Genomic DNA, 19,275 nt, shown 5'->3' with positions numbered 1-19,275 from the left:
GATGCCGGACAGGCCCCGCACACCCCTCGCCACGGCGTGTCGTCCGGTGGATGTGCCAGTGGCACAGGCCTGTGGAAAAGGCCGCCCCAGGAGGCTCGCAGAACCTACAGAACACCTTCAAATCAAAGAAGTTGACGTTCAGTCAATTCTCATGTGGAGTGAGCATGACGCTCTGGCCGGCGTCGGGGCCCCGGGGGATGGGGCCGGTCGGCCGTGGCTGCCATCGGCGCAAAGGGGGAGCATCCTGATGGCATACGCGAAGGGTTATGACGTCTCCGACTTCCAGTCGGGTATTCCGGGAGACGCGGAGTTCGTCTTCATCAAGGCCACCGAAGGCGGCCACACCGGCCAGTCGGGGTACGCCGACAAGCTCTCGGACGCCCGGGGGCGCGGGCTGGTGGTCGGGCACTACCACTTCCTGCACGCGGAGAACCCGGTCGAGGGTGAGGTGGAGCACTTCTGCCGGGTCGTGGGGCAGGTGCCCGCGGGCGAGCTGCTGGTGCTGGACTTCGAGCCGTACGGGCAGTCGGTCGGCGACGGCGACGCGACCGAGGCGAAGAACCGGTGGCTGGCGGCGGTGAAGCAGCGTTACCCGGACCGCCTGGTCGGGCTCTACACCAACCGGGACTACTGGTTCCGGACGGACGACAACGCCGGTGACTTCCTGTGGATAGCGGACTACGTGTCCGCGGGTTCGCCGCGCATCCAGGCGTCCTGGCGCTTCCACCAGTACAGCGACGACCCGCTCGACGCGGACGTCTTCAACGGCTCGCTGGACGAGTTGCGGGCATGGGCCGGCGCCGGCGGGGCACCGGCCCCCGAGCCACCCGCGCCGACCCCGGACCCGCAGCCGCAGCCGCAGCCGCAGCCGCCGTCGACCGGCTGGCCGGGGCTGCAGCTGGTGGACCGGGACCAGTGGGGCGCGCGGCCCTGGCGCGAGCCCAACGGTTCGATCCCGTACGCCGGTCCGCGCGCCGGGGTGAAGGTGCACTACCTCGGCACGGAGTACACCTTCGACGCCCACGACACCTGCCCGGCCTACGTCCGGCGCCTCCAGGCCTCGCACATGGACGACGACGGCTGGTCGGACATCGGCTACAGCTTCGTGGTCTGCGAGCACGGCCACGTGTTCGAGGGCCGCGGGCTGAACCGGCGCAACAGCGCCAACGGCGACGTCCCGCTCAACGAGGCGCACTACGCGGTGTGCGGGCTGGTCGGCTCGTCCGGTTCGACCGTGCCCACCCCGGAACAGCTCAACGGGCTGCGGGACGCGATCGAGTACTGCGAGCAGCAGGGCCCGGCGGGCCCGGAGATCAAGGGGCACCAGGACGGCTACTCGACCGACTGCCCCGGCCCAGCGCTGTACGCCTGGGTGACGTCGGGTGCGCCGCGCCCCGACGGCACGGTGGTCACCCCGCCCCAACAGCCCGCGCCCCAGCCGGACCCGGCCCCGGACCAGACCCCGGCCCGGTACCGGAAGGACGTCGGCGGACTGCCGTACGGCTACGGCGCGCACGGTCCGCAGGTCACCGTCGTCGGCGAGGCGCTGGTGGCGGCGGGCTTCGGCTCGCACTACGACCAGGGCCCGGGACCGGACTGGACCGACGCCGACACCCTCAACTACGCCGACTACCAGCGCAGTCTGGGCTACTCCGGCGGGGACGCGGACGGCGTGCCCGGCGAGTCCTCGCTGCGCCGGCTGCTCGGCGGGGCGATCCCGCTGGCCGAGGTGTCGAAGTCGCGGGTGGTCGCGGCGGCCCGGCAGGACCCGGACGCGCCCCAGGGCGCCACCACCCACGCCGACGACGTGTACACGGTGGAGCGGGCCCTCGTCGCCGAGGGGCTGCTCGACCGGAAGTGGGCCGACGGCTCCTTCGGCACCCAGACCATCGACGCCTACTCCGCGCTGCAGCGCCGGTACGGGTACAGCGGGCAGCAGGCGGACGGCATACCCGGCATCAACTCGCTGACCCGACTCGGCCAGGCGCACGGCTTCACCGTCGCCGGCTGACGTCGGCCGAGGAGGACAGATGTACCAACTCGCCCTGTCCCTGTGGCGCACGTGCGTGCCCTACATCGTCGCGTTCCTCGTGCTGCAGGCCGCGCGGCTCGGCATCAACGTGGACAACGCCTCCGTCACCTCCGCCCTGGTCACCGGCTTCGGCACGGTCTACTACGCCGTGTTCCGGTTCCTGGAGCACCGGTTCGGCGCGAGCTGGGGCTGGTTCCTGGGGGCCGCCCGGCCGCCGTCCTACCAGCCGCCGGTCCCCGCCCCCACGCCCGCGCCCGCCGCACCCACGCCCGCGCCGTCCGCACCCACGCCCGCGCCGTCCGCACCCGCACCCACGCCCACGCCCGCACCGGCTCCAGCGCCGACGCCTGAGCCCGCACCCGCACCCGCACCCGCGGCGACGCCGCCGGCCCCCGCGCCGGACCCCACGCCGGCCCGGCCCGACTACCGGAACCTGCCCGAAGGCGGCTGACGGGGCATCGCACAGGGGTTGCGGACTACCCAATTCCGCAACCCCGAAAAAGCCCAGTAATACAATTAGCCTTTCCCGTTCAGGCCTTGACGAATTGTCACCTGAATCCGAGACTGAGCCTGCCATCAACGCATCCGGATCCCATTTACCGGTCTCTTGATGCACGAAGTGAACGGAGGGGGAATTGCCGACGACACCGACCTACCCGGGCGTCTACATCGAAGAGCTTCCCAGCGGCGTCCGTACCATCACCGCGGTGAGCACCTCGGTGACCGCCTTCGTCGGGGCCACCCGGCGCGGTCCGCTCAACCAACCGGTCACCATCACCAGTTTCGCGGACTTCGAACGCCGTTTCGGCGGACTCGCGAGCGAGAGCCCGGTCAGCTACGCCGTTCAGCAGTTCTTCCTCAACGGGGGCTCGATCGGGATCGTGGTCCGGGTCGCGGCGGCCGGCACCGGCGCCGCCGCGGGCGTCACGCTCAACTCGACGCAGACCTCCACCGCCACCCCGGCCCTGCAGGTCACCGCCGTCGAGCCGGGGCTCTGGGGCGGGGGGCTGCGGGTCGCCGTGGACTACCGGACGCCGACCCCGGCCGAGACCTTCAACCTCCAGGTCTTCGACACCTCCGGCGCCGTCCGGGAGTCCTTCGCGGACCTGTCGGTCCAGGCCGCCAGCCCCCGGTTCGCGGAGACGGTGGTGAACAGCGGCTCGGGCGTCGTCCGGGTCAAGGTGCTGGCGGAGAGCCGGCCGGACCCGGTGGGCACCGTCTCCAAGCCCTTCGCGGCCACCCTGCCGGACCTCACCCACGAGATCCAGGTGAAGATCGCCGACGTCTCGCGGACCGTCAAGATCTACGACTCCGCCGCGGACGGCACCGCGCCGACCACCGTCCCCGAGCTCGCCCTGCTGCTGGAGCGCAAGCTGCGGGCCCTGCCCGACGCCCCGGGCAAGCGGGCCTTCGCGGGCACCCGGGTGAGCGTGTTCGGGCGGCAGCTCCAGGTCGTCGCCGGCTCCACCGACCCGGCCGACGTGGTGCGCTTCCTCGGTGAGGCCGCCAACAACCTCGGGCTGGAGGGCTCGGTCAACCCGCCGGTCCTCGCCCTCGCCGGCGGCCAGGACGGCGGAGCCCCCGGCATGACGGACCTGATCGGCAGCGAGGCCGGCAAGACCGGCATCCAGGCCCTGCGCGACGTGCCGGACGTCAACCTGCTGGTGCTGCCGGAACTGGCCGGCTACGCCAGCGTGGACGACGCCGTCACGGTCGTCTCGGCCGCCCAGGCGCTCTGCGTGGAGCAGCGGATGTTCCTGATCGTCGACTCGCCGCAGGCGTGGACGACGCTGGACGCCGCCCGGGCGGGCCTGTCGGCCTTCGACTCGGTGCGCAACGACCACGCCGCGCTGTACTTCCCGCACCTGGAGCTGGTCGACCCGCTCACCGGCCGGCTGCGCAGCTTCCCGCCGTCGGGCACCATCGCCGGCGTGATGGCGCGCACCGACGGCCAGCGGGGCGTGTGGAAGGCACCCGCGGGCACCGAGGCCGGGCTGCCCGGGGTGCGCGCGCTGACCGTCCCGCTGACGGACCGGGAGAACGGCCTGCTGAACCCGCTCGCGGTGAACTGCCTGCGGACCTTCCCGGTGGTGGGCCCGGTGGCGTGGGGCGCGCGGACCATGGCGGGCGCCGACGCGCTCAGCTCGCAGTGGAAGTACGTCCCGGTGCGGCGCCTGGCGCTGATGCTGGAGGAGAGCCTCTACCGCGGCACCAAGTGGGTCGTGTTCGAGCCCAACGACGAGCGGCTGTGGGCGCAGATCCGGCTGAACGTGGGCGCGTTCCTGCACTCACTGTTCCAGCAGGGCGCGTTCCAGGGCACGTCGGCGCGCTCGGCCTATTTCGTCAAGTGCGACCGGGACACCACCACGCAGGACGACATCAATCGCGGTGTGGTGAACGTCGTGGTCGGATTCGCGCCGCTCAAGCCCGCGGAATTCGTGATCGTCAAGATCGAACAGCTCGCCGGACAGTTCGAGGTTTAGGATCTCCATGGTCGAGTTCACCGTCAATCCATACCGGTTCGATCCGTACAAGAATTTCAAGTTCCTGGTCGTCTGGGACGGTCGGGTCGTCGCCGGAATCAGCAAGATCAGCCCGCTCAAGCGCACCACCGAGGTGGTGAAGCACCGCAGCGGGGGCGATCCGAGCGCGCCGCGCAAGTCGCCGGGGCGCACCGACTTCGAGGCGGTCACCCTGGAGCGCGGGGTCACCCACGACCCGGAGTTCGACCGCTGGGCCAACAAGGTCTGGATGGTCGGCGCGGGCCGCGGGGCGGAGGTCTCGTTGCGGGACTTCCGCAAGGACCTGGTGATCCAGGTACTCAACGAGGCCGGGCAGGTGGCGGTCGCCCACAAGCTGTACCGCGCCTGGCCGAGTGAGTACCAGGTGCTCGGCGAACTGGACGCCAACGCCAACGCGGTGGCGATCCAGAGCCTCAAGCTCGAGGTGGAGGGCTGGGAGCGGGACGAGGAGACGCCCGAGCCGGAAGAGCCCTCGTTCCAGCAGCCGGCCTGAGCGGCCGGTCGATGGAACTCGCGGGGGAGGCAGCCCTGTTGGCCGCCTGGGAGGCCGGGCTGGCGGCCGGCCGCACCGGGCGGGCCCTGCTCCTGCACACCGTCGCCCGTCCGGGCGCCGGGACGGAGGAGCTGCTGGCCGTACCGCTCGGCCAGCGGGACGCCGAACTCTTCGTCCTGCGCGCTGAGTTGTTCGGCGAGCGGCTCAACGTGCGGCTCGGCTGCCCGAGTTGCGCGGAGGAGATGGAGTTCGCCTTCGACGCCGGGCAGGTGGTCGGTGCCGCGCGGCCGGCGGACGGCCCGCTGCGGGTGGAGCTGGACGGCTGGCGGGTCGGCTTCCGGCTGCCCACCCCCGGCGACCTGGCCGCCGCCGAACAGGCCCCCGCGGGCCAGGCCAGGGCCGTCGTGCTGGAGCGGTGCGTGCTGACCGCCGAGCACGGCGGGGAGCCGGTCGCCGCCCGGCAGCTCCCCGAACCGGTCCAGCGGCGCGTGGCCGAGGCCGCCGCCGCGGCCGACCCCTGCGCGGACGTCCGGCTGAACCTCAGCTGCCCCGAGTGCGGCGAGCAGGCCCTCGCCGAGCTGGACATCGCCTCCTACCTCTGGGAGGAGCTGGACGACTGGGCCCGGTCGACCCTGCTCGACGTCCACCTCCTCGCGACCGCCTACGGCTGGAGCGAGCCGGAAATCCTGGCGCTCAGCCCGCTGCGGCGCCGCTACTACCTGGAGCTGTGTGCAGATGCCTGACCACTTCGACCGCCTGGTGGCGAAGGGCGGCCCGGGCGGGGACCGGGCCGGGGTACGGGTGCGCCCGCGCCTGCCGGGGCCGTTCGAACGGCCCGACGCGCTCGCTCCGGCGCCGCCGGTCGTGGACGAGGAGTCCTTCGGGCCGGGCCGCTCGGGCGGACGCCCGGCTCCCGCACCACTCCCCCGGCCGTCGGCGGCGCCGCCCGCGGCGCCGGTCGAGAGGGCGCTGCGGGCGGTGGCCGGCGAGGACCGGCCGTCCCTCGCACCCGTCCTTCCGCTGCCGCGCAGGCCGCTGCTGATCGCGCCGCCGGTCACCCCCGTCGCCGCACCGGTCGTCGAGCCGACGGTGCGGAGGGAGGCCGCCCGCCCGGCAGTCGTACCGACGCCCGTTACCGCACCGCACCGGGCGACCGCCCCCGGTCCACCGACCGTGGCACCGCCCGCAGCGGTCCGGCCGGCCGCCGCGTCGGCGTCCGTACGGCGGGCCGCCGGGGCGGCCGCCCCGGGCCAGGCGCACGGGACCGGGAGCCGCCGCCGGCAGCAGCCGGTCGAGCGGGTGGTACGGGTCCAGATCGGGCGGGTCGAGGTCAGGGCCTCCCAGCCCACCCCGGCCGGACCGCGCAAGCCGGCGGCCGCCCGCCCGGGCCCGGCCCTCGACCTGGACAAGTACCTCGACCGGGAGACCTCATGAGCGAGCGGCTGGGGCAGATGACCGGGCGGCTAGGCCACATGACCGGGCGGCTGGGGCAGACGACCGGGCGGGTGGGCCCATGAGCAACCACCTCGCGATCGCCACCGTGAGCGAGGCGCTGCGGCTGCTCGTCAGCCGGGCGCTCTCGCCCGACATCCCGTTCGCGGTCGAGGTCAGCACCCGCAAGCCGCCGACCGAGCCGCCCACCGACCCGACCATCACCGTCTTCCTCTACCAGGTCACGCCCAACGCCTCGCTGCGCAACCGCGACGCGCCCACCCGCGCGACCGACGGCACCCTGCTGACCCGGCCGGCCGCCGCCCTGGACCTGCACTACCTCATCAGCTGCTACGGCGAGGAGACCCAGCTGGTCGGCCAGCGGCTGCTCGGCTGCGTCGTCCGGGCGCTGACCGAACAGCCGCTGCTGTCCCGGCAGTTGATCGAGGAGGCGGCCACCCAGCCGTACCTGGTGGGGACGGACCTGGCCGCCTCGCCGCAGCGGGTGCGCTTCACGCCCACGCCGATGGACGTGGACGAGATGTCCAAGCTGTGGATGACGCTGTTCCAGACGCCGTACGCGCTGTCCGTGGCCTACCAGGCCACCGCCGTCTTCGTGGAGGGCAAGGCCGATCCGGTGGCCGGCAAGCCGGTGCTGCGCCGTTCCGTGCGGGCCGTGCCGTCCCGCGGACCGGTCGTCGAGCGGGTGCTCTCCCGGCCCGCCGGGTCCCAGGGCGCCCCCGCGGAAGGGCCGGTGACCAAGGACCGGGAGCTGGTGGTGGACGGCTCCGGCCTGCGCGCGGACCTGGTGGTGGCCCAGTTGGGCGAGCGCCGGGTGACGGTCGACCCGGGCGGGGTCCGGGACGACCGCCTGGTGGTCGCCGTACCGGAGGACCTGCCGCCCGGCGTGTTCCGGGTGCAGGTGCTGCACGGGCTGGCACTGGACGGCCGGCCGGCCGCCGAGCACCTCGCCGTGGAGTCCAACGTGCAGACCTTCGCCCGGCAGCCGCGGATCGTCGCGCCGATCGGCACCGCGGACCGCGGCGACGGACCGGCCGGGGTCTCGGCCCGGCTCGACGTACGGCTGGACCTGCCGCTCCGGGACGACCAGCAAGTCCTGCTGCTGCTGGACGAGTTGCACCCGCCCGCCGGGCGGCCCGCGGCGAGCCACCAGTTCCGCGCGCCCGCGCCGCCGCTGCCGCGCACCGACCCGTTCGAGGTCCGGGTGCCGGTCGTCGGCGTCCGCCCGACGGCGTACCTGGCCCGGATCCAGGTGGACGGCGTGCCGAGCGAGTTGACGGTGTCCGGCGACGGGGCCTTCACCGGCCCGGTCGTGGACCTGACGCACTGACCGCAGGACGGGGGGTTTGGAGATGAGCACGCGCCGGAGGCAGGGCCGCGACGGCTCGGCGGACGACTCGCACCGGGAGTCGCTGTCCGCCGCGGTCGCCGCCGTGCTCGAACGGGTCGACGCGCACGCGGCCGGCCGTACCACCGAGCCCGCCGTACCGCCGGCCCCCGGCACCCGCCGGGGCGGGCGCCGGCAGCCCGCCACCGCCCTGGACGCACTCACCGCCTCCTTCGGGCTCACCCCGTTCGAGCGCGACGTCCTGGTGCTGGCCGCCGCCCCCGCGATCGACCCCACGGCCGCCGCCCGGTGCGCCTCGGCGGGCGGCGACCCTGGGCGCGCGTACCCGACCTTCTCCCTCGCCCTCGCCGCCCTGGACCAGCCGCACTGGAGCGCGCTCACCCCGGTGGGCCCGCTGCGCCGCTTCCGGCTGGTCGAACTGGACGACGAGACGGCGCTCACCGCCTCCCGGCTGCGGATCGACGAGCGGGTGCTGCACTTCCTGGTCGGCGTGCCGTACCTGGACGTGCGGCTGCACGGCCTGCTCACCCGGGTGGGACCGCCCGGCGAGCTGCCCGGCCCGCACGAGCGGTGCGCCGCCGAGCTGGCGCGGGGATGGACCTCGGCCGAGCTGTCCGGCCCGCCGCACACCGAGCTGACCGGCGCCGACCGCCGCACCCGCTGGGACATCGCGGCGGAAGCGGCCCACCGCGCCGGACTCGGCCTCTACGCGGCGCACCGCGAGGACCTGCCCACCGAGCCCGCCGAGCGCGAGCAACTCGCCCGGCTGTGGCAGCGCGAGGCGATCCTGATCCCGGCCGCGCTGCTGGTGGAGAGCGGGGAGCCGGGCCGGGAGCGCCCCCAGGCCCCGAACGGCACGGAGGCCTTCCTCGCCGGCCTCGCGGTGCCGCTGGTCGTGTCCGGCGACGATCCCCCGCCCGCCGGGGCCTCGGACCGGCCCAGGCTGACCGTGCCCCCGCTCGGCCCCGAGGAGCAGCTGGGGATCTGGGCCGAGGCGCTGGACGGTGCGCCGGGGGTCACCGAGGGCGGACTCCGCGCGCTGGCCGCGCAGTTCTCGCTGCCCGGCCATGTGATCCGCTCGGCCGCCGCGACCGCCCGGCGGGCCGCCGAGTCCAAGGGCAACGGCGGCTGCGGAGAGGGCTGGGAGGGTGCGGACGTCAGCCGACTGGCCTGGAACGCCGGACTGGTGGAAGCCCGGATGTCCCTGGAAGAGCTGGGCCGGCGGGTCGAGCCGCGCGCCGCCTGGGACGACCTGGTCCTGGAGGAGCGCCAGCTCGCGACGCTGCGCGAGATCGTCGCCCACGTCCGCCGGCGCGGCACGGTCTACCAGGAGTGGGGCTTCGAGTCGGTGCTGCGCCGCGGCCTCGGCGTGACCGCGCTGTTCGCCGGCGGGTCGGGCACCGGGAAGACACTGGCGGCCGAAGTCGTCGCCGGGCAGCTCGGCGTGGACCTGTTCGTCATCGACCTCTCCCAGGTCGTCAGCAAGTACATCGGCGAGACCGAGAAGAACCTCCGGCGGGTCTTCGACGCGGCCGAACGCGGTGGCGCGCTGCTGCTGTTCGACGAGGCCGACGCGCTGTTCGGCAAGCGCAGCGAGATCAAGGACAGCCACGACCGCTACGCCAACCTGGAGGTCAGCTACCTGCTGATGCGGATGGAGGCCTACCGGGGCCTGGCCGTGCTCACCACCAACATGAAGAAGGCGCTGGACCCCGCGTTCATGCGGCGGATCAGGTTCGTGGCCGACTTCCCGTTCCCCGGAGTGCCGGAGCGCGCCGAGATCTGGCGGCGGGTCATCCCCGCGCGGACCCCCAGCCAGGGTGTCGACCCGGAGCGGCTCGCCCAGCTCACCGTGGCGGGCGGCTCCATCCGCAACATCGCGCTGTCGGCCGCCTTCCTGGCCGCCGACGAGGACTGCCCGATGCAGATGCGCCACCTGCTGGCCGCCGCGCGCACCGAGTACCTCAAGCTGGAGCGCTCGCTGACGCCTTCGGAGGTCTCCGGATGGATCTGACCGAGGGACCAGGGCGCGGGCGCGGTAGCGGCATTGAGGGAACGGGCATTGAGGGAACGGGCATCGCGGGCACGGGCAGCGCGGGCACGGGCGGGGCCGGGCGGATCGAGGTCGAGATCGGCGAGCTGGTCCTCGACGGCTTCGCCCGGATCGACCACGACCGGCTGACGGCGGCGTTCCGGAGCGAGCTGACCCGTCTGGTCGAGGCGCGCGGAGTACCGCTCGCGGTCGACGGCGACGGCAACGGCCACGGCGACCGCGTGCTGGACGTGCTCTCCGGACTGCCGCCGCTGCCCGCGGGCGCCTCGGCGCAGCGGCTCGGCGAGGCACTCGCCCGCGCCGTGCACACCGGGCTGTCCGGCGGCAGCCGGGCGCCGGAGCGGGGGCGGGGGCGGACATGAGCCGAACCAACGCTCCCGCCCGGGATTCCGGGCCGAACGCCGCACAGGAGGCGGCCCGGCGCAAGACACGGGCGCCGAAGGCCCGTACGCCCGAGCCGAAGGAGATCGTCTCCGGCGCGGGCCAGCCGCTGGACCCGGGCCTGCGGCGGGAGCTGGAGGCGCGGCTCGGGCACGACCTCAGCCGGGTCCGGGTGCACACCGACCGGGACTCCGCCGCGCTGACCGAGCTGATCGGCGCGGACGCCGTCGCCGTCGGTCCGGACCTCTTCTTCGGGGAGGGCAAGTACCGCCCGGCCGGCGAGGACGGCAGGCGGCTGCTCACCCATGAGCTGCTGCACACCGTCCAGGCCCCGAACCCGCTCGGCGCGCTGCGGGCCGGGCGCGACCTGGGCGCGGTCAGCCTGCCGCAGGACGCGATCGAACGGGAGGCGGAGCACGGCGCGCGCGAGGACCGGCCGGCGGCGGCGACGCCGAGTGCCACGCCGGGCTGGCTCCGCTACGCGACCGTCGACGCCGACCGGTTCCGCACCGAGCGGCTCGATCCGGCCACCCTGGTCGACCGGCTGGCAGCCGGCATCCTGCGCTCGCTGCGCGGGGACCCGACCGACTCCTCCGGCCGGGTCCGCCTGCAACTCGCCCGCTTCGCACCGGAGTTGCAGGCCTCCGTGCTCGCCCGGCTGGAGGACCGGCTGCCGTCGTCGGACTACACCCGGGTGCTGGAGCTGGTGGAGGCCGCCGAGCACCGCCCGGCCGACGTGGACGGCGCGCAGACGCCCGAGCCGGTGACCGATGCCGCCGACCGGGCCACCGACGAGCGCGCGCAGACGGACGAGCGGGACCGAGACGAGCAGGACCGGAAACGTCAACTCGACGAAGAGGCACGGCAGTCGGACGACCCGAAGCGTCGGCGCAAGCGCCGCAAGGGGCACGGCGACAAGCAAGGCAAGGAAGGCAAGGACGACCAGGAGCGCCCGGAGCAGCAGGAGGACCAGCCGAAGCCCGCGGAGGGCGAGGCCGCGCAGACTCCGCCGGACGCGCAGCCGACCCCGCAGCCGGAGGCCGGTCAGGCCCAAACCCAGCCCGTCGCCGCCCAGCCTCCCACCGTCGGGGAGGCCCCCGCGACGACCCCCGACACGGGGCCGGAGCAGGCCGCCACGACGGAGGAGGGCGCCCAGCCGGCAGCCGTCTCCGTACCCGGCTCGGCCGAAGCCGGTCCGGCGGAGGCCGCCGCCCAGCCTTCGGCCGGCACGAAGCCGCAGGAGCCCGCCGCCGCGCCGCTGCCGCAGCCGGCACCCGTCAAACCCGAGCGACTGGACGCGATCGCGCGGGCCGAGGACAGCCCGCTCGCCCGGCACGGAATGCTGGAGGGCGACCAGCAGCAGCGCGAAACCCCGGACGAGGAACGGCCGTTGGGCCTGGAGCCCGGCGCGGACGCGGAGGTCCACGACGGCCCCGCCACGGACCGGGAGCGGCAGTCGCAGTCGGCCGAGCCCGGGCCGGAGCTCAACCCCGGGGACTTCCTGCCCTCGGCCGACCTCGACGTGTCCGCCGTGCCGACCGCCGATCAGATCCCGGTCGCCGCGGACGGCGCGCCCTCCGCGAATGCCGAGGCACCGGAGTTCCCCGCGCCGCCCGCGACCAAGGCCGACCAGGTGCAGGCCGAGCGGGAGAGCCGGCCCGAGGACGAGGCGGAGCCGGCGGCTCCCGAGCAGGCCCAGCCCGACCCGGCCCAGCCTGCGGCCGCCCCCGAGCCGAGCTCCGCCGCCGAGGCCGAGGACCGGAGCGCCCGCGACCTCCAGCCGGGGCAGCCGGTCGAGCAGGAGATCGGCCCCGACCCGACCACGAACCCGACCGCGACCCCGGCACCAGCCGCCGCCGAGCCCGCCCCGACGGAGCCGCAGCAGCCGGAAGCCCCCGCCGAGGAGGCACGCGAGGCCGAGCCCGGGGCCACACCCGAGCCGCAGGGCCCGGGCCCGGAGCTCACCGCCGCGGCCCCCGGCACGACAGGTCCGGTCGGCGGCGACGGCCCCGGCGGGCCCGCCGCCACTCCCGGCGCCACTCCCGACACCGGCCGCGACGCCGACGCCGACGCCGCCACCGGCCCGGCGGCCGAGCAGGCCGACGCGCCCGCCGGACTCGCCACCCAGCCCGCCCCGGACGCCTCGCTGGAGTCCGGCGGCGGCGCCTGCGCGGGCCCGCAGCAGCCCACCACCGAGGCGGAGCCGGACGGCGGTGCCGGTGGCAACGGCGGAGGCTCCGGTGGCGGCTGCGCGGCCGGTGGCGCGGCCGGGGGCGCCCCGCCCAAGCAGGAGAAGCAGCAGGCCCCGCCCGACGTCTCCGCCCAGGACCCGCAGAGCGCGCTCGCCACCGCCGCGAGCCTGCCGCCCGATCAGCTGGCCACCACCCTCGACGGCGTGGACGGCTCGGTGGACCGTACGGTCGGCGAGCAGCACGCCCGGTTGCAGGCCGCCCCGCCGACCGTCCAGCGCCCGTCCGGCGCACCGCAGACCCAGTCCGGCACACCCGAGGCCGCGCCGCCCGCCGTGGCGGTGACGGAGCGGCTGGAGCGGGTCGGTCCGCAGGGCGCGGACGGCGAGCAGCAGAAGGCCCAGCAGAAGCAGGTCGAGGGCCGGAACCCCGGCGACCGGGTCGCCGCGCCGCACGTCGCCGACGACGCGGGCACCCAGGTCTCGCCGCAGGAAGTGCAGCAAGTGCAGGGCGCGGTCGACGGCGTCCCCACGACGGATCCGGCGTTGAACACCACGGTCGGCCGGGCACCCGAGGTCGAACTGACCGGGGAGAGCGACCCGGCGCGCACCGACCAGCAGACCGCGAAGCTCAAGGACAGTTCCACGAAGATCCTCGGCGTCGGCCGGGAGGACGCCGCCAAGCCGATGGGCGAGGACCGGATCTACCCGGACGTGCCGAAGGAGACCCTCACCGCCTCCGTACCGGGCGGCGGGGGCAAGGGCGGGGGCGCCAGGGCCGGCGGCGCGGTCGACACCAAGCCGGGCATCGGCATCGTGACCCAGCAGGAGCGCGGCCCGCAGATCCAGGCCGCAGTCGGCCAGGGCCAGGGCCGACTGGGCTCCGAACAGGCCGAGCAGAAGCAGGGCGAGGCCGAGGCACGCCGGCAGAACCAGGCCGAGGTCGACCAGGCAGTGGCGGACAACGCCCAGGCCCAGGCCGGCGAACGGGGCGAGGCCGCCGAGAAGGTCAAGGGCGAGCGCGAGCAGTGGCGCACCGAGCAGGACCAGAAGGCCACCACCGCGGACCAGGACGCCGACGCCGAGCACCAGGACAAGACCGGGCAGATCGGCAAGAAGCGCACCGAGGCCGACAAGGACGTCCGGGACCGTCAGCAGCAGGACAACCAGAAGATCCAGGACAAGCGGAAGGAGGCCGAGGAGAAGGCGCAGAAGGAGAAGGACCGCAAGAAGGAGGAGTCCGAGGGCTGGTGGGGCTGGGTCAAGTCCAAGGTCAAGGCGGCCTTCGACGCGCTGGTCGAGGCGGTCACCAAGGTCTTCGACTACTTCCGCGGCCTGATCAACGACATCATCGACGGCTTCCGGAAGTTCGCGAACTGGGCGATCGACCAGGCGCGCAAGTTCGCCGTCGAGCTGATCGACAAGCTCGCGGACGCGCTGATCAAGATCTGCGACGTGCTGCTGGCGGCCTTCCCCGAGCTGCGGGACAAGTTCCGCAAGAAGATCGAGGAGTGGCGCGACAAGGCCGTCGCCAAGGTCAACGAGTGGGCGGACAAGCTCAAGAACGCCGTCAACAAGCTGCTCGACCTGCTGGCCGCCGGGCTGAACGCGCTGCTGAACGCGCTGGAGGCCGGGCTCAAGGCCGCGATCGAGGCGGTCCGCAAGTCCGTCATGGACGCGATCGACTTCGTCGAGAAGGCGATCGCGGTCTTCGGCGAGTTCGCGGTCCTGATCGGCGACATCGCCTCCGACCCGGGCGGGTGGCTGAAGAAGCTCGGCACCGCCGCGATCGACGGCATCCAGCACTACCTGTGGGGTGCGATCAAGAGCGCGGTGCGGACCTGGTTCAACGAGAAGGTCGAGTCGGTGGTCGGCCTGACCTCCACCATCGTCAACGTGCTGGTCAAGGGCTGCATCTCGATGGCCCAGATCGGACGGATGGCCTGGCAGGCGATCGTCGCCGCACTGCCCGGGATGATCATCTCGATCGTCGTCGAGAAGCTGGTGTCGCTGATCGTGCCGGCCGCGGGCGCGATCATGGCGATCATCCAGGGCCTGGTGGCGGCGTGGAACACCATCAGCAAGATCGTCGCCGCGATCGGGAAGTTCGTCACCTTCCTCAAGGCGGTCAAATCCGGCTCGGCCGCCTGCCTGTTCGCCGACGCGGTCGCGGCGGGCGTGGTCGCGCTGCTCGACTTCATCTCCAACTTCCTGCTCAGCAAGCTCAAGGGGGCAGGCAAAGCCGTCGGCACCAAGCTCAAGGGGATCGCCCAGAAGATCCTCAAGGGCCTGGCCAAGGCCGGCAAGGGCGCCCGCAAAGCCGCCGGGAACGCCGTCAACAAGGCCCGCGCGGGCCTGCGCCGCGCCACCCAGTCGCTGCGCAAGCCACCCTCCCCCGGCCGCGCCCGCCCCGCCCGTACCGGCCCCGCCCGGCACACCGTCCAGCACGCGGAACGCCACCCCTCGGCCACCCCCGGACGCCCGCGACGCGAGGTCACCCGCCCCAAGTCCACCGCACCCCGCCGCCCCACCTCGGCGGTCGGCCGCGCGCTCAACTCCTCCCGCCAGACCGTCAAGGCCGCCCTCAACCGCGTCCGCGTCGCCGCCCGCACCCTCGGCCGCAAACTCCTCAACAGCAAGCTCGGCCGCGCCCTCACCAACGGCGCCCACAAACTCCGCGACGGATACCGCAAGCAACGCGACCGCCTGCGCGCCTGGCACCAGAAGCGCCAACAGCAACGCGCCCAACGCCGCGCCCACGAGAACTCCCCGGACGCGAAGAAGCAGCGCCTGGAGCTGATCGCCGCCCGTGTCCGCCCGCGGATCCAACGTCTGCTCCACCGGGGCGTGCGGGGCGCGGTGCTCCGGGCGATGCTCGGTGCGATGCGCGCGTGGTACCGGCTGTCGAGCCTGGGCATCGAGGGCGACAAGCACTTCACCGTCACGGCCACCCTCAATCCGCAGGTACAGCTCACCAGCGCGCTCACCGTGGACGAGCGGGTGCTGCTGGACATGCTCGACGAGGTCGCCGCCGAGGTCCTGAACCACCCGCAGACCGTGCGCGGTGCGACGCAGATCTACGAGAAGACCCGTGAGTCGACTGCGGACGAGCGACGCTTCGGAGTCCCGCAGGGAGTCGGCTTCGCCTCGATGGCCCGGTTCATGAACCATCACGGCGATCGCATGCTGGGCTTCGGACAGGAGGGCGCACGCGACGTGTTCGAGTTCGAAGGCGCGACCGGCGGAGGCCCGGCCGCCGTCACGCACACGATGCTGCGCGAGACGAACACGGTGCGCAACGCCCGACTGAGGCGGATCGAGGCCGGCGCCGATGAGGCGGAGAAGCAGCGCCGCCGAACGGTCGAGAACTCCCTGCGTCTGCAGCGGGCTGTGGTCCAACGGCAACGCGAGAACGGCCGGAACGAAGAGGCCCTGCCCTACCAGGGTCGCAACAACCGGAACGGCGATTTCAAGGAAGGCGTCGCCGAGCGCATCCTCGACGACTCCAACCACAGCCACCGCGTGGTCGCCGGGGTCCAGAGGATGGCCGCCGGTGACCGGGTCGGCGGCGACGTGGGGCGGGACGCCGCATTCCTTGGCAGCCTGATCATGGCCAAGGAAGTTCACCGGAACCAGCGGTCGGTCATCCACGCCGGGATGCTGCTGCAGATGGCCGCAGAAGGCAGCCGGGTCTCCGGGGTCGCCCCGAACGCCGACCCGAAGAGCAGTTTCCCCCAGCTCACGGCCCACCAGGGCGAGGCGATGCCCATGGCCGATGCGCTGAAGTACCTGCCGATGGAAGGGGGAGGCGCCATGGACCATGCCAGAAAGCTCGACAAGCAGCGTGAGGCCGAGCGCGCTTCGGGTGCGGACACGAGCGAAAAGGCTTTCCGGGGAAACCGCGTACAGGGGTTGGCCAACCGTGAAATCCTGGTGATTCAGATGTGGATCAAGTCACTTGACATCAAGACCGACGAGAATGGAGAGATCACCACTCTCGAACAACTCAAGGGCCGGATCCGCGAAAAGATGTTCCACTTGTACGGGCTGAAGTAGTTCCCCGAGGTGACCGACCGATGAATGAAATTTCCGAGCGAAGCCGGCGACTGGTTCTGCGCGACGGTGTCGACGAATCCGCCGTGGAGGAACTGGCCACGCTGATCGGCTGGCCGCGACGCACCGACATCCCCGCGGACCACGAGGAATGGACGCCCCGCCAGGTCGCCTGGTACGCCGGCCCCGCCATCGCCCTCACCTACAGCGAGGACCTTCTCTCCGGATTCTCCTATGTGATGATCACCGGATCCGATGAGCGGGTCATCCGGAGCACCGTGGAACTCGCGGAAACCGAGCTGAACACCTGGCGGCTCTCCGAACTCGTCCAGGGCGTCGATCCCGACGCGGACCCGGGTGACTACGCCACCGCCGTGCTGCGACTCGGGCTGGGATCGCCATCGGAATTCGACGAGGAATTCTTCCGGATCATCAGCCAGGCCCTGCGGAGCCACTGGCCCGAAGTCCGGAAGAACGCGGTGTGGGCGATCACGTACGAGCCTTGGCCCGCCTATGCGACTCCGCTGGGGGAGCTTCTGCAGGAGGAGAAGGACGAAGAGCTGGCCGACACCGCTCGGATCGTGCTTGAGGAGATGACAGCGACGTGAGTCAGGTGGACATTCCCAAGCCCGTACGGTCCGGGCTGGTGATCGTGGATCCGCAGCGGGGGACGCCGCAGCGGGTCATCGTGCTGCAGTTCAATCCGGACAGCCTGGAGCGGTCGTTGGCGCCCCAGGTGGCGGGGGCCGACGGGAGTGGGGACCGGACGGAGGCGTTGCGGCTGAAGGGGCCGGCCGTGGAGACGTGGAAGTTCACCGCGGAGCTGGACGCCACCGAGCAGCTGGACGTGCCGTCGCCGAACGGGATCCATCCGCAGCTGGCGACGCTGGAGTTGCTGGTGCAGCCGGCCAGTGCGCAGCTGAGGACCAATCAGGCGCTGGCCGCGCTGGGCACTCTCGAAATCACTCCGGTCGAGGCCCCGCTGACGCTCTTCACCTGGGGCGGCAAGCGGATCCTGCCGGTGCGGCTGACCGAACTCACCATCACCGAGGAGGCGTTCGACATCGACCTGAATCCGATCAGGGCCGCCGTCGCGATCGGCCTGCGGGTCCTGACCGTCAGTGATCTGCCGACCGGGCACCGCGGGGCGGAGCTGTACCTGGCGCATCTGGCGCAGAAGGAGCGGCTGGTCGGCACGGCGGCCGGTGGCCGGCTGAGTGCGCTCGGCCTCGGAGGGGGGTTCTGATGACCGTCGACTCCACGTCCGGCGGGCTGCCCGCGCCCTCGCCGTACCCGCTGACCAGCCGGTACCACGGTGTCCCGGTGGCCTTGCACACGACGCCGGACGGGCGGCAGGTGCCGTACCTGCGGCGGAGGCTGCTGCCGAGCGCGGACGGTCTGACCCCGCTGGCCGAGCACACCGTGAGCGCCGGCGACCGCCTCGACCTGCTCGCGGACCGCTACCTCGGCAGCGCCGACCAGTGGTGGCGGATCGCCGACGCCAACCCGGTGGTCGATCCGCGGGAGTTGACCGCGACGCCGGGCCGGCGGATCACGATCGCGCTGCCCGGTGCGGTGCCGGGGGTGGGCAATGCCTGACCTCTCGGCCGTCACGGGGGGCGGGCCGGTCGGGTCGATCCACCTCAGCCTGCTGATGGGTCCGCAGATCCCGGTGCCGGTGCCGCAGCCGGTGACGGACGCCCTGCTGTCGGCGCAGGTGACGGTGGCGTCCGGGCAGCGCAGTGGGTTCCAGCTCGCCTTCGACCTGTCGAAGCAGGGGCTGATCAACACCGCGCTGCTCCCGGGCGGCTTCTTCGACCCGAAGATCAGGGTCGTGCTGATGGTGACCGTCACGGGCACGCCGAGCGTGCTGATGGACGGTGTGATCATCCGCCAGGAGGTGGGCATCAGCAACCAGCCCGGCCAGTCCACGCTCACCGTCACCGGCGAGGACCTGACGGTGCTGATGGACCTGGAGGAGCAGGCCGGGGTGCCCTTCCCGGCGATGTCCCCGGCGGCCCGGGTCGCCGCGATCATCGGCAAGTACGGGCAGTACGGCATCCTGCCGCTGGTCGTCCCCGAGCTGGTGCCGCAGACGCCGATGCCCACCCGGCGGATCGACTTCCAGAAGGGCACCGACCTCGGGTACGTCAGCGAGCTGGCGAAGGCCAACGGTTACGTGTTCTACCTCGACCCGGGCCCGGTGCCCGGGATGAGCCGCGCCTACTGGGGGCCGGAGAACCGGCTCGGCGTCCCGCAGCACGCGCTGAACGTGAACATGGACGCGCTGTCCAACGTCGACCAGCTGACCTTCGCCTTCGACGGCACGGCCCGCGAGGAGCCGGAGGCCCGCATCCAGCTCCCGGCGACCAAGGTGTCCTCCGTCCTGCCGGTGCCGGAGGTCAGCATCCTGCGCCCGCCGCTGGCGCTCAAGCCCGCGCCGGCGCTGAAGAAGAAGGTCATCGCCGACACCGCCAAGAAGGACACCACCCAGGCCGTCGCCGAGACCATCGCCAAGGCGATGCAGTCGGCGGACGCCGTCTCCGGCTCCGGCCAGTTGGACGTCGTCCGGTACGGGCACGTGCTGCGGCCGCGCGAGCTGGTCGGCGTCCGCGGCGCCGGGCTCACCTACGACGGCCTGTACTTCGTCAAGAGCGTCACCCACAACCTCAAGCGCGGCTCGTACACCCAGAACTTCACGCTGACCCGCGAGGGCCTGATCGCCCTCCAGCCGACCGTCATCCCCTAACCGA

At 73.1% G+C, this 19,275-nt stretch carries 14 protein-coding genes; all 14 read left to right on the top strand.

The annotated features are described in order from the left end of the window. Positions 1–247: 247 nt before the first annotated feature. Positions 248–2,011 (top strand): peptidoglycan-binding protein, encoded by a 1,764-nt coding sequence (locus IE332_RS25230; RefSeq protein ID WP_189920507.1) that lies wholly within the window; start codon positions 248–250, stop codon positions 2,009–2,011. Positions 2,012–2,030: 19 nt separating this feature from the next. After that, on the top strand, positions 2,031–2,483 hold the full coding sequence (locus tag IE332_RS41970) for a hypothetical protein (RefSeq protein WP_268256610.1): 453 nt from the start codon (positions 2,031–2,033) through the stop codon (positions 2,481–2,483). A gap of 184 nt (positions 2,484–2,667) precedes the next feature. Further along, complete coding sequence (locus IE332_RS25220; protein ID WP_189920505.1) at positions 2,668–4,515, top strand: phage tail sheath C-terminal domain-containing protein; 1,848 nt, start codon at positions 2,668–2,670, stop codon at positions 4,513–4,515. Between the two features lie 7 nt (positions 4,516–4,522). Further along, a complete protein-coding gene (locus IE332_RS25215; RefSeq protein WP_189920503.1) occupies positions 4,523–5,047 on the top strand; it encodes a phage tail protein in 525 nt (174 codons plus the stop codon). Positions 5,048–5,058: 11 nt separating this feature from the next. Then, positions 5,059–5,790, top strand: coding sequence for a T4 family baseplate hub assembly chaperone (locus IE332_RS25210; RefSeq protein WP_189920501.1), 732 nt, complete (start codon positions 5,059–5,061; stop codon positions 5,788–5,790). After that, positions 5,783–6,481, top strand: coding sequence for a hypothetical protein (locus IE332_RS25205; RefSeq protein WP_189920499.1), 699 nt, complete (start codon positions 5,783–5,785; stop codon positions 6,479–6,481). Before IE332_RS25210 ends, IE332_RS25205 begins: the two co-directional genes overlap by 8 nt. A gap of 79 nt (positions 6,482–6,560) precedes the next feature. Next, positions 6,561–7,829 carry a Pvc16 family protein gene (locus tag IE332_RS41965; RefSeq protein WP_268256609.1) on the top strand — a complete coding sequence of 423 codons (1,269 nt, stop codon included), beginning with the start codon at positions 6,561–6,563 and terminating at the stop codon, positions 7,827–7,829. Between the two features lie 22 nt (positions 7,830–7,851). Next, the gene (locus IE332_RS25195; RefSeq protein WP_189920497.1) at positions 7,852–9,861 is read left to right on the top strand and encodes an ATP-binding protein; all 2,010 of its coding nucleotides are present in this window, start codon (positions 7,852–7,854) and stop codon (positions 9,859–9,861) included. Beyond that, on the top strand, positions 9,852–10,262 hold the full coding sequence (locus IE332_RS25190) for a hypothetical protein (protein WP_229928893.1): 411 nt from the start codon (positions 9,852–9,854) through the stop codon (positions 10,260–10,262). Before IE332_RS25195 ends, IE332_RS25190 begins: the two co-directional genes overlap by 10 nt. Then, on the top strand, positions 10,259–16,525 hold the full coding sequence (locus tag IE332_RS25185; protein ID WP_189920495.1) for an eCIS core domain-containing protein: 6,267 nt from the start codon (positions 10,259–10,261) through the stop codon (positions 16,523–16,525). Before IE332_RS25190 ends, IE332_RS25185 begins: the two co-directional genes overlap by 4 nt. A 20-nt stretch (positions 16,526–16,545) precedes the next feature. Next, a complete protein-coding gene (locus IE332_RS25180) occupies positions 16,546–17,130 on the top strand; it encodes a hypothetical protein (protein WP_189920493.1) in 585 nt (194 codons plus the stop codon). Beyond that, positions 17,127–17,768, top strand: coding sequence for a CIS tube protein (locus IE332_RS25175; RefSeq protein ID WP_189920491.1), 642 nt, complete (start codon positions 17,127–17,129; stop codon positions 17,766–17,768). Before IE332_RS25180 ends, IE332_RS25175 begins: the two co-directional genes overlap by 4 nt. Continuing rightward, entirely contained in the window at positions 17,768–18,121 is a 354-nt protein-coding gene (locus IE332_RS25170) for a LysM peptidoglycan-binding domain-containing protein (protein ID WP_189920490.1), read from the top strand. Before IE332_RS25175 ends, IE332_RS25170 begins: the two co-directional genes overlap by 1 nt. Beyond that, positions 18,114–19,271: a hypothetical protein gene (locus tag IE332_RS25165; protein ID WP_189920488.1), complete on the top strand. Its 1,158-nt coding sequence runs from the start codon at positions 18,114–18,116 to the stop codon at positions 19,269–19,271. Before IE332_RS25170 ends, IE332_RS25165 begins: the two co-directional genes overlap by 8 nt. Positions 19,272–19,275: the final 4 nt, after the last annotated feature.

Origin of the sequence: Kitasatospora xanthocidica, assembly GCF_014656195.1 — a bacterium.
In the GTDB taxonomy this organism is placed as follows: domain Bacteria; phylum Actinomycetota; class Actinomycetes; order Streptomycetales; family Streptomycetaceae; genus Kitasatospora; species Kitasatospora xanthocidica.
The sequence above is the reverse complement of the archived record's forward strand: the minus strand, read 5'-3'. Positions and strand labels throughout refer to the sequence as shown.

Bases quoted from the DNA above. Each gene is read 5' to 3' on its own strand.
- IE332_RS25230 (WP_189920507.1), top strand. From the start codon at position 248: ATGGCATACGCGAAGGGTTATGACGTCTCCGACTTCCAGTCGGGTATT.
- IE332_RS41970 (WP_268256610.1), top strand. From the start codon at position 2,031: ATGTACCAACTCGCCCTGTCCCTGTGGCGCACGTGCGTGCCCTACATC.
- IE332_RS25215 (WP_189920503.1), top strand. From the start codon at position 4,523: ATGGTCGAGTTCACCGTCAATCCATACCGGTTCGATCCGTACAAGAAT.
- IE332_RS25210 (WP_189920501.1), top strand. From the start codon at position 5,059: ATGGAACTCGCGGGGGAGGCAGCCCTGTTGGCCGCCTGGGAGGCCGGG.
- IE332_RS25205 (WP_189920499.1), top strand. From the start codon at position 5,783: ATGCCTGACCACTTCGACCGCCTGGTGGCGAAGGGCGGCCCGGGCGGG.
- IE332_RS41965 (WP_268256609.1), top strand. From the start codon at position 6,561: ATGAGCAACCACCTCGCGATCGCCACCGTGAGCGAGGCGCTGCGGCTG.
- IE332_RS25195 (WP_189920497.1), top strand. From the start codon at position 7,852: ATGAGCACGCGCCGGAGGCAGGGCCGCGACGGCTCGGCGGACGACTCG.
- IE332_RS25190 (WP_229928893.1), top strand. From the start codon at position 9,852: ATGGATCTGACCGAGGGACCAGGGCGCGGGCGCGGTAGCGGCATTGAG.
- IE332_RS25185 (WP_189920495.1), top strand. From the start codon at position 10,259: ATGAGCCGAACCAACGCTCCCGCCCGGGATTCCGGGCCGAACGCCGCA.
- IE332_RS25180 (WP_189920493.1), top strand. From the start codon at position 16,546: ATGAATGAAATTTCCGAGCGAAGCCGGCGACTGGTTCTGCGCGACGGT.
- IE332_RS25170 (WP_189920490.1), top strand. From the start codon at position 17,768: ATGACCGTCGACTCCACGTCCGGCGGGCTGCCCGCGCCCTCGCCGTAC.
- IE332_RS25165 (WP_189920488.1), top strand. From the start codon at position 18,114: ATGCCTGACCTCTCGGCCGTCACGGGGGGCGGGCCGGTCGGGTCGATC.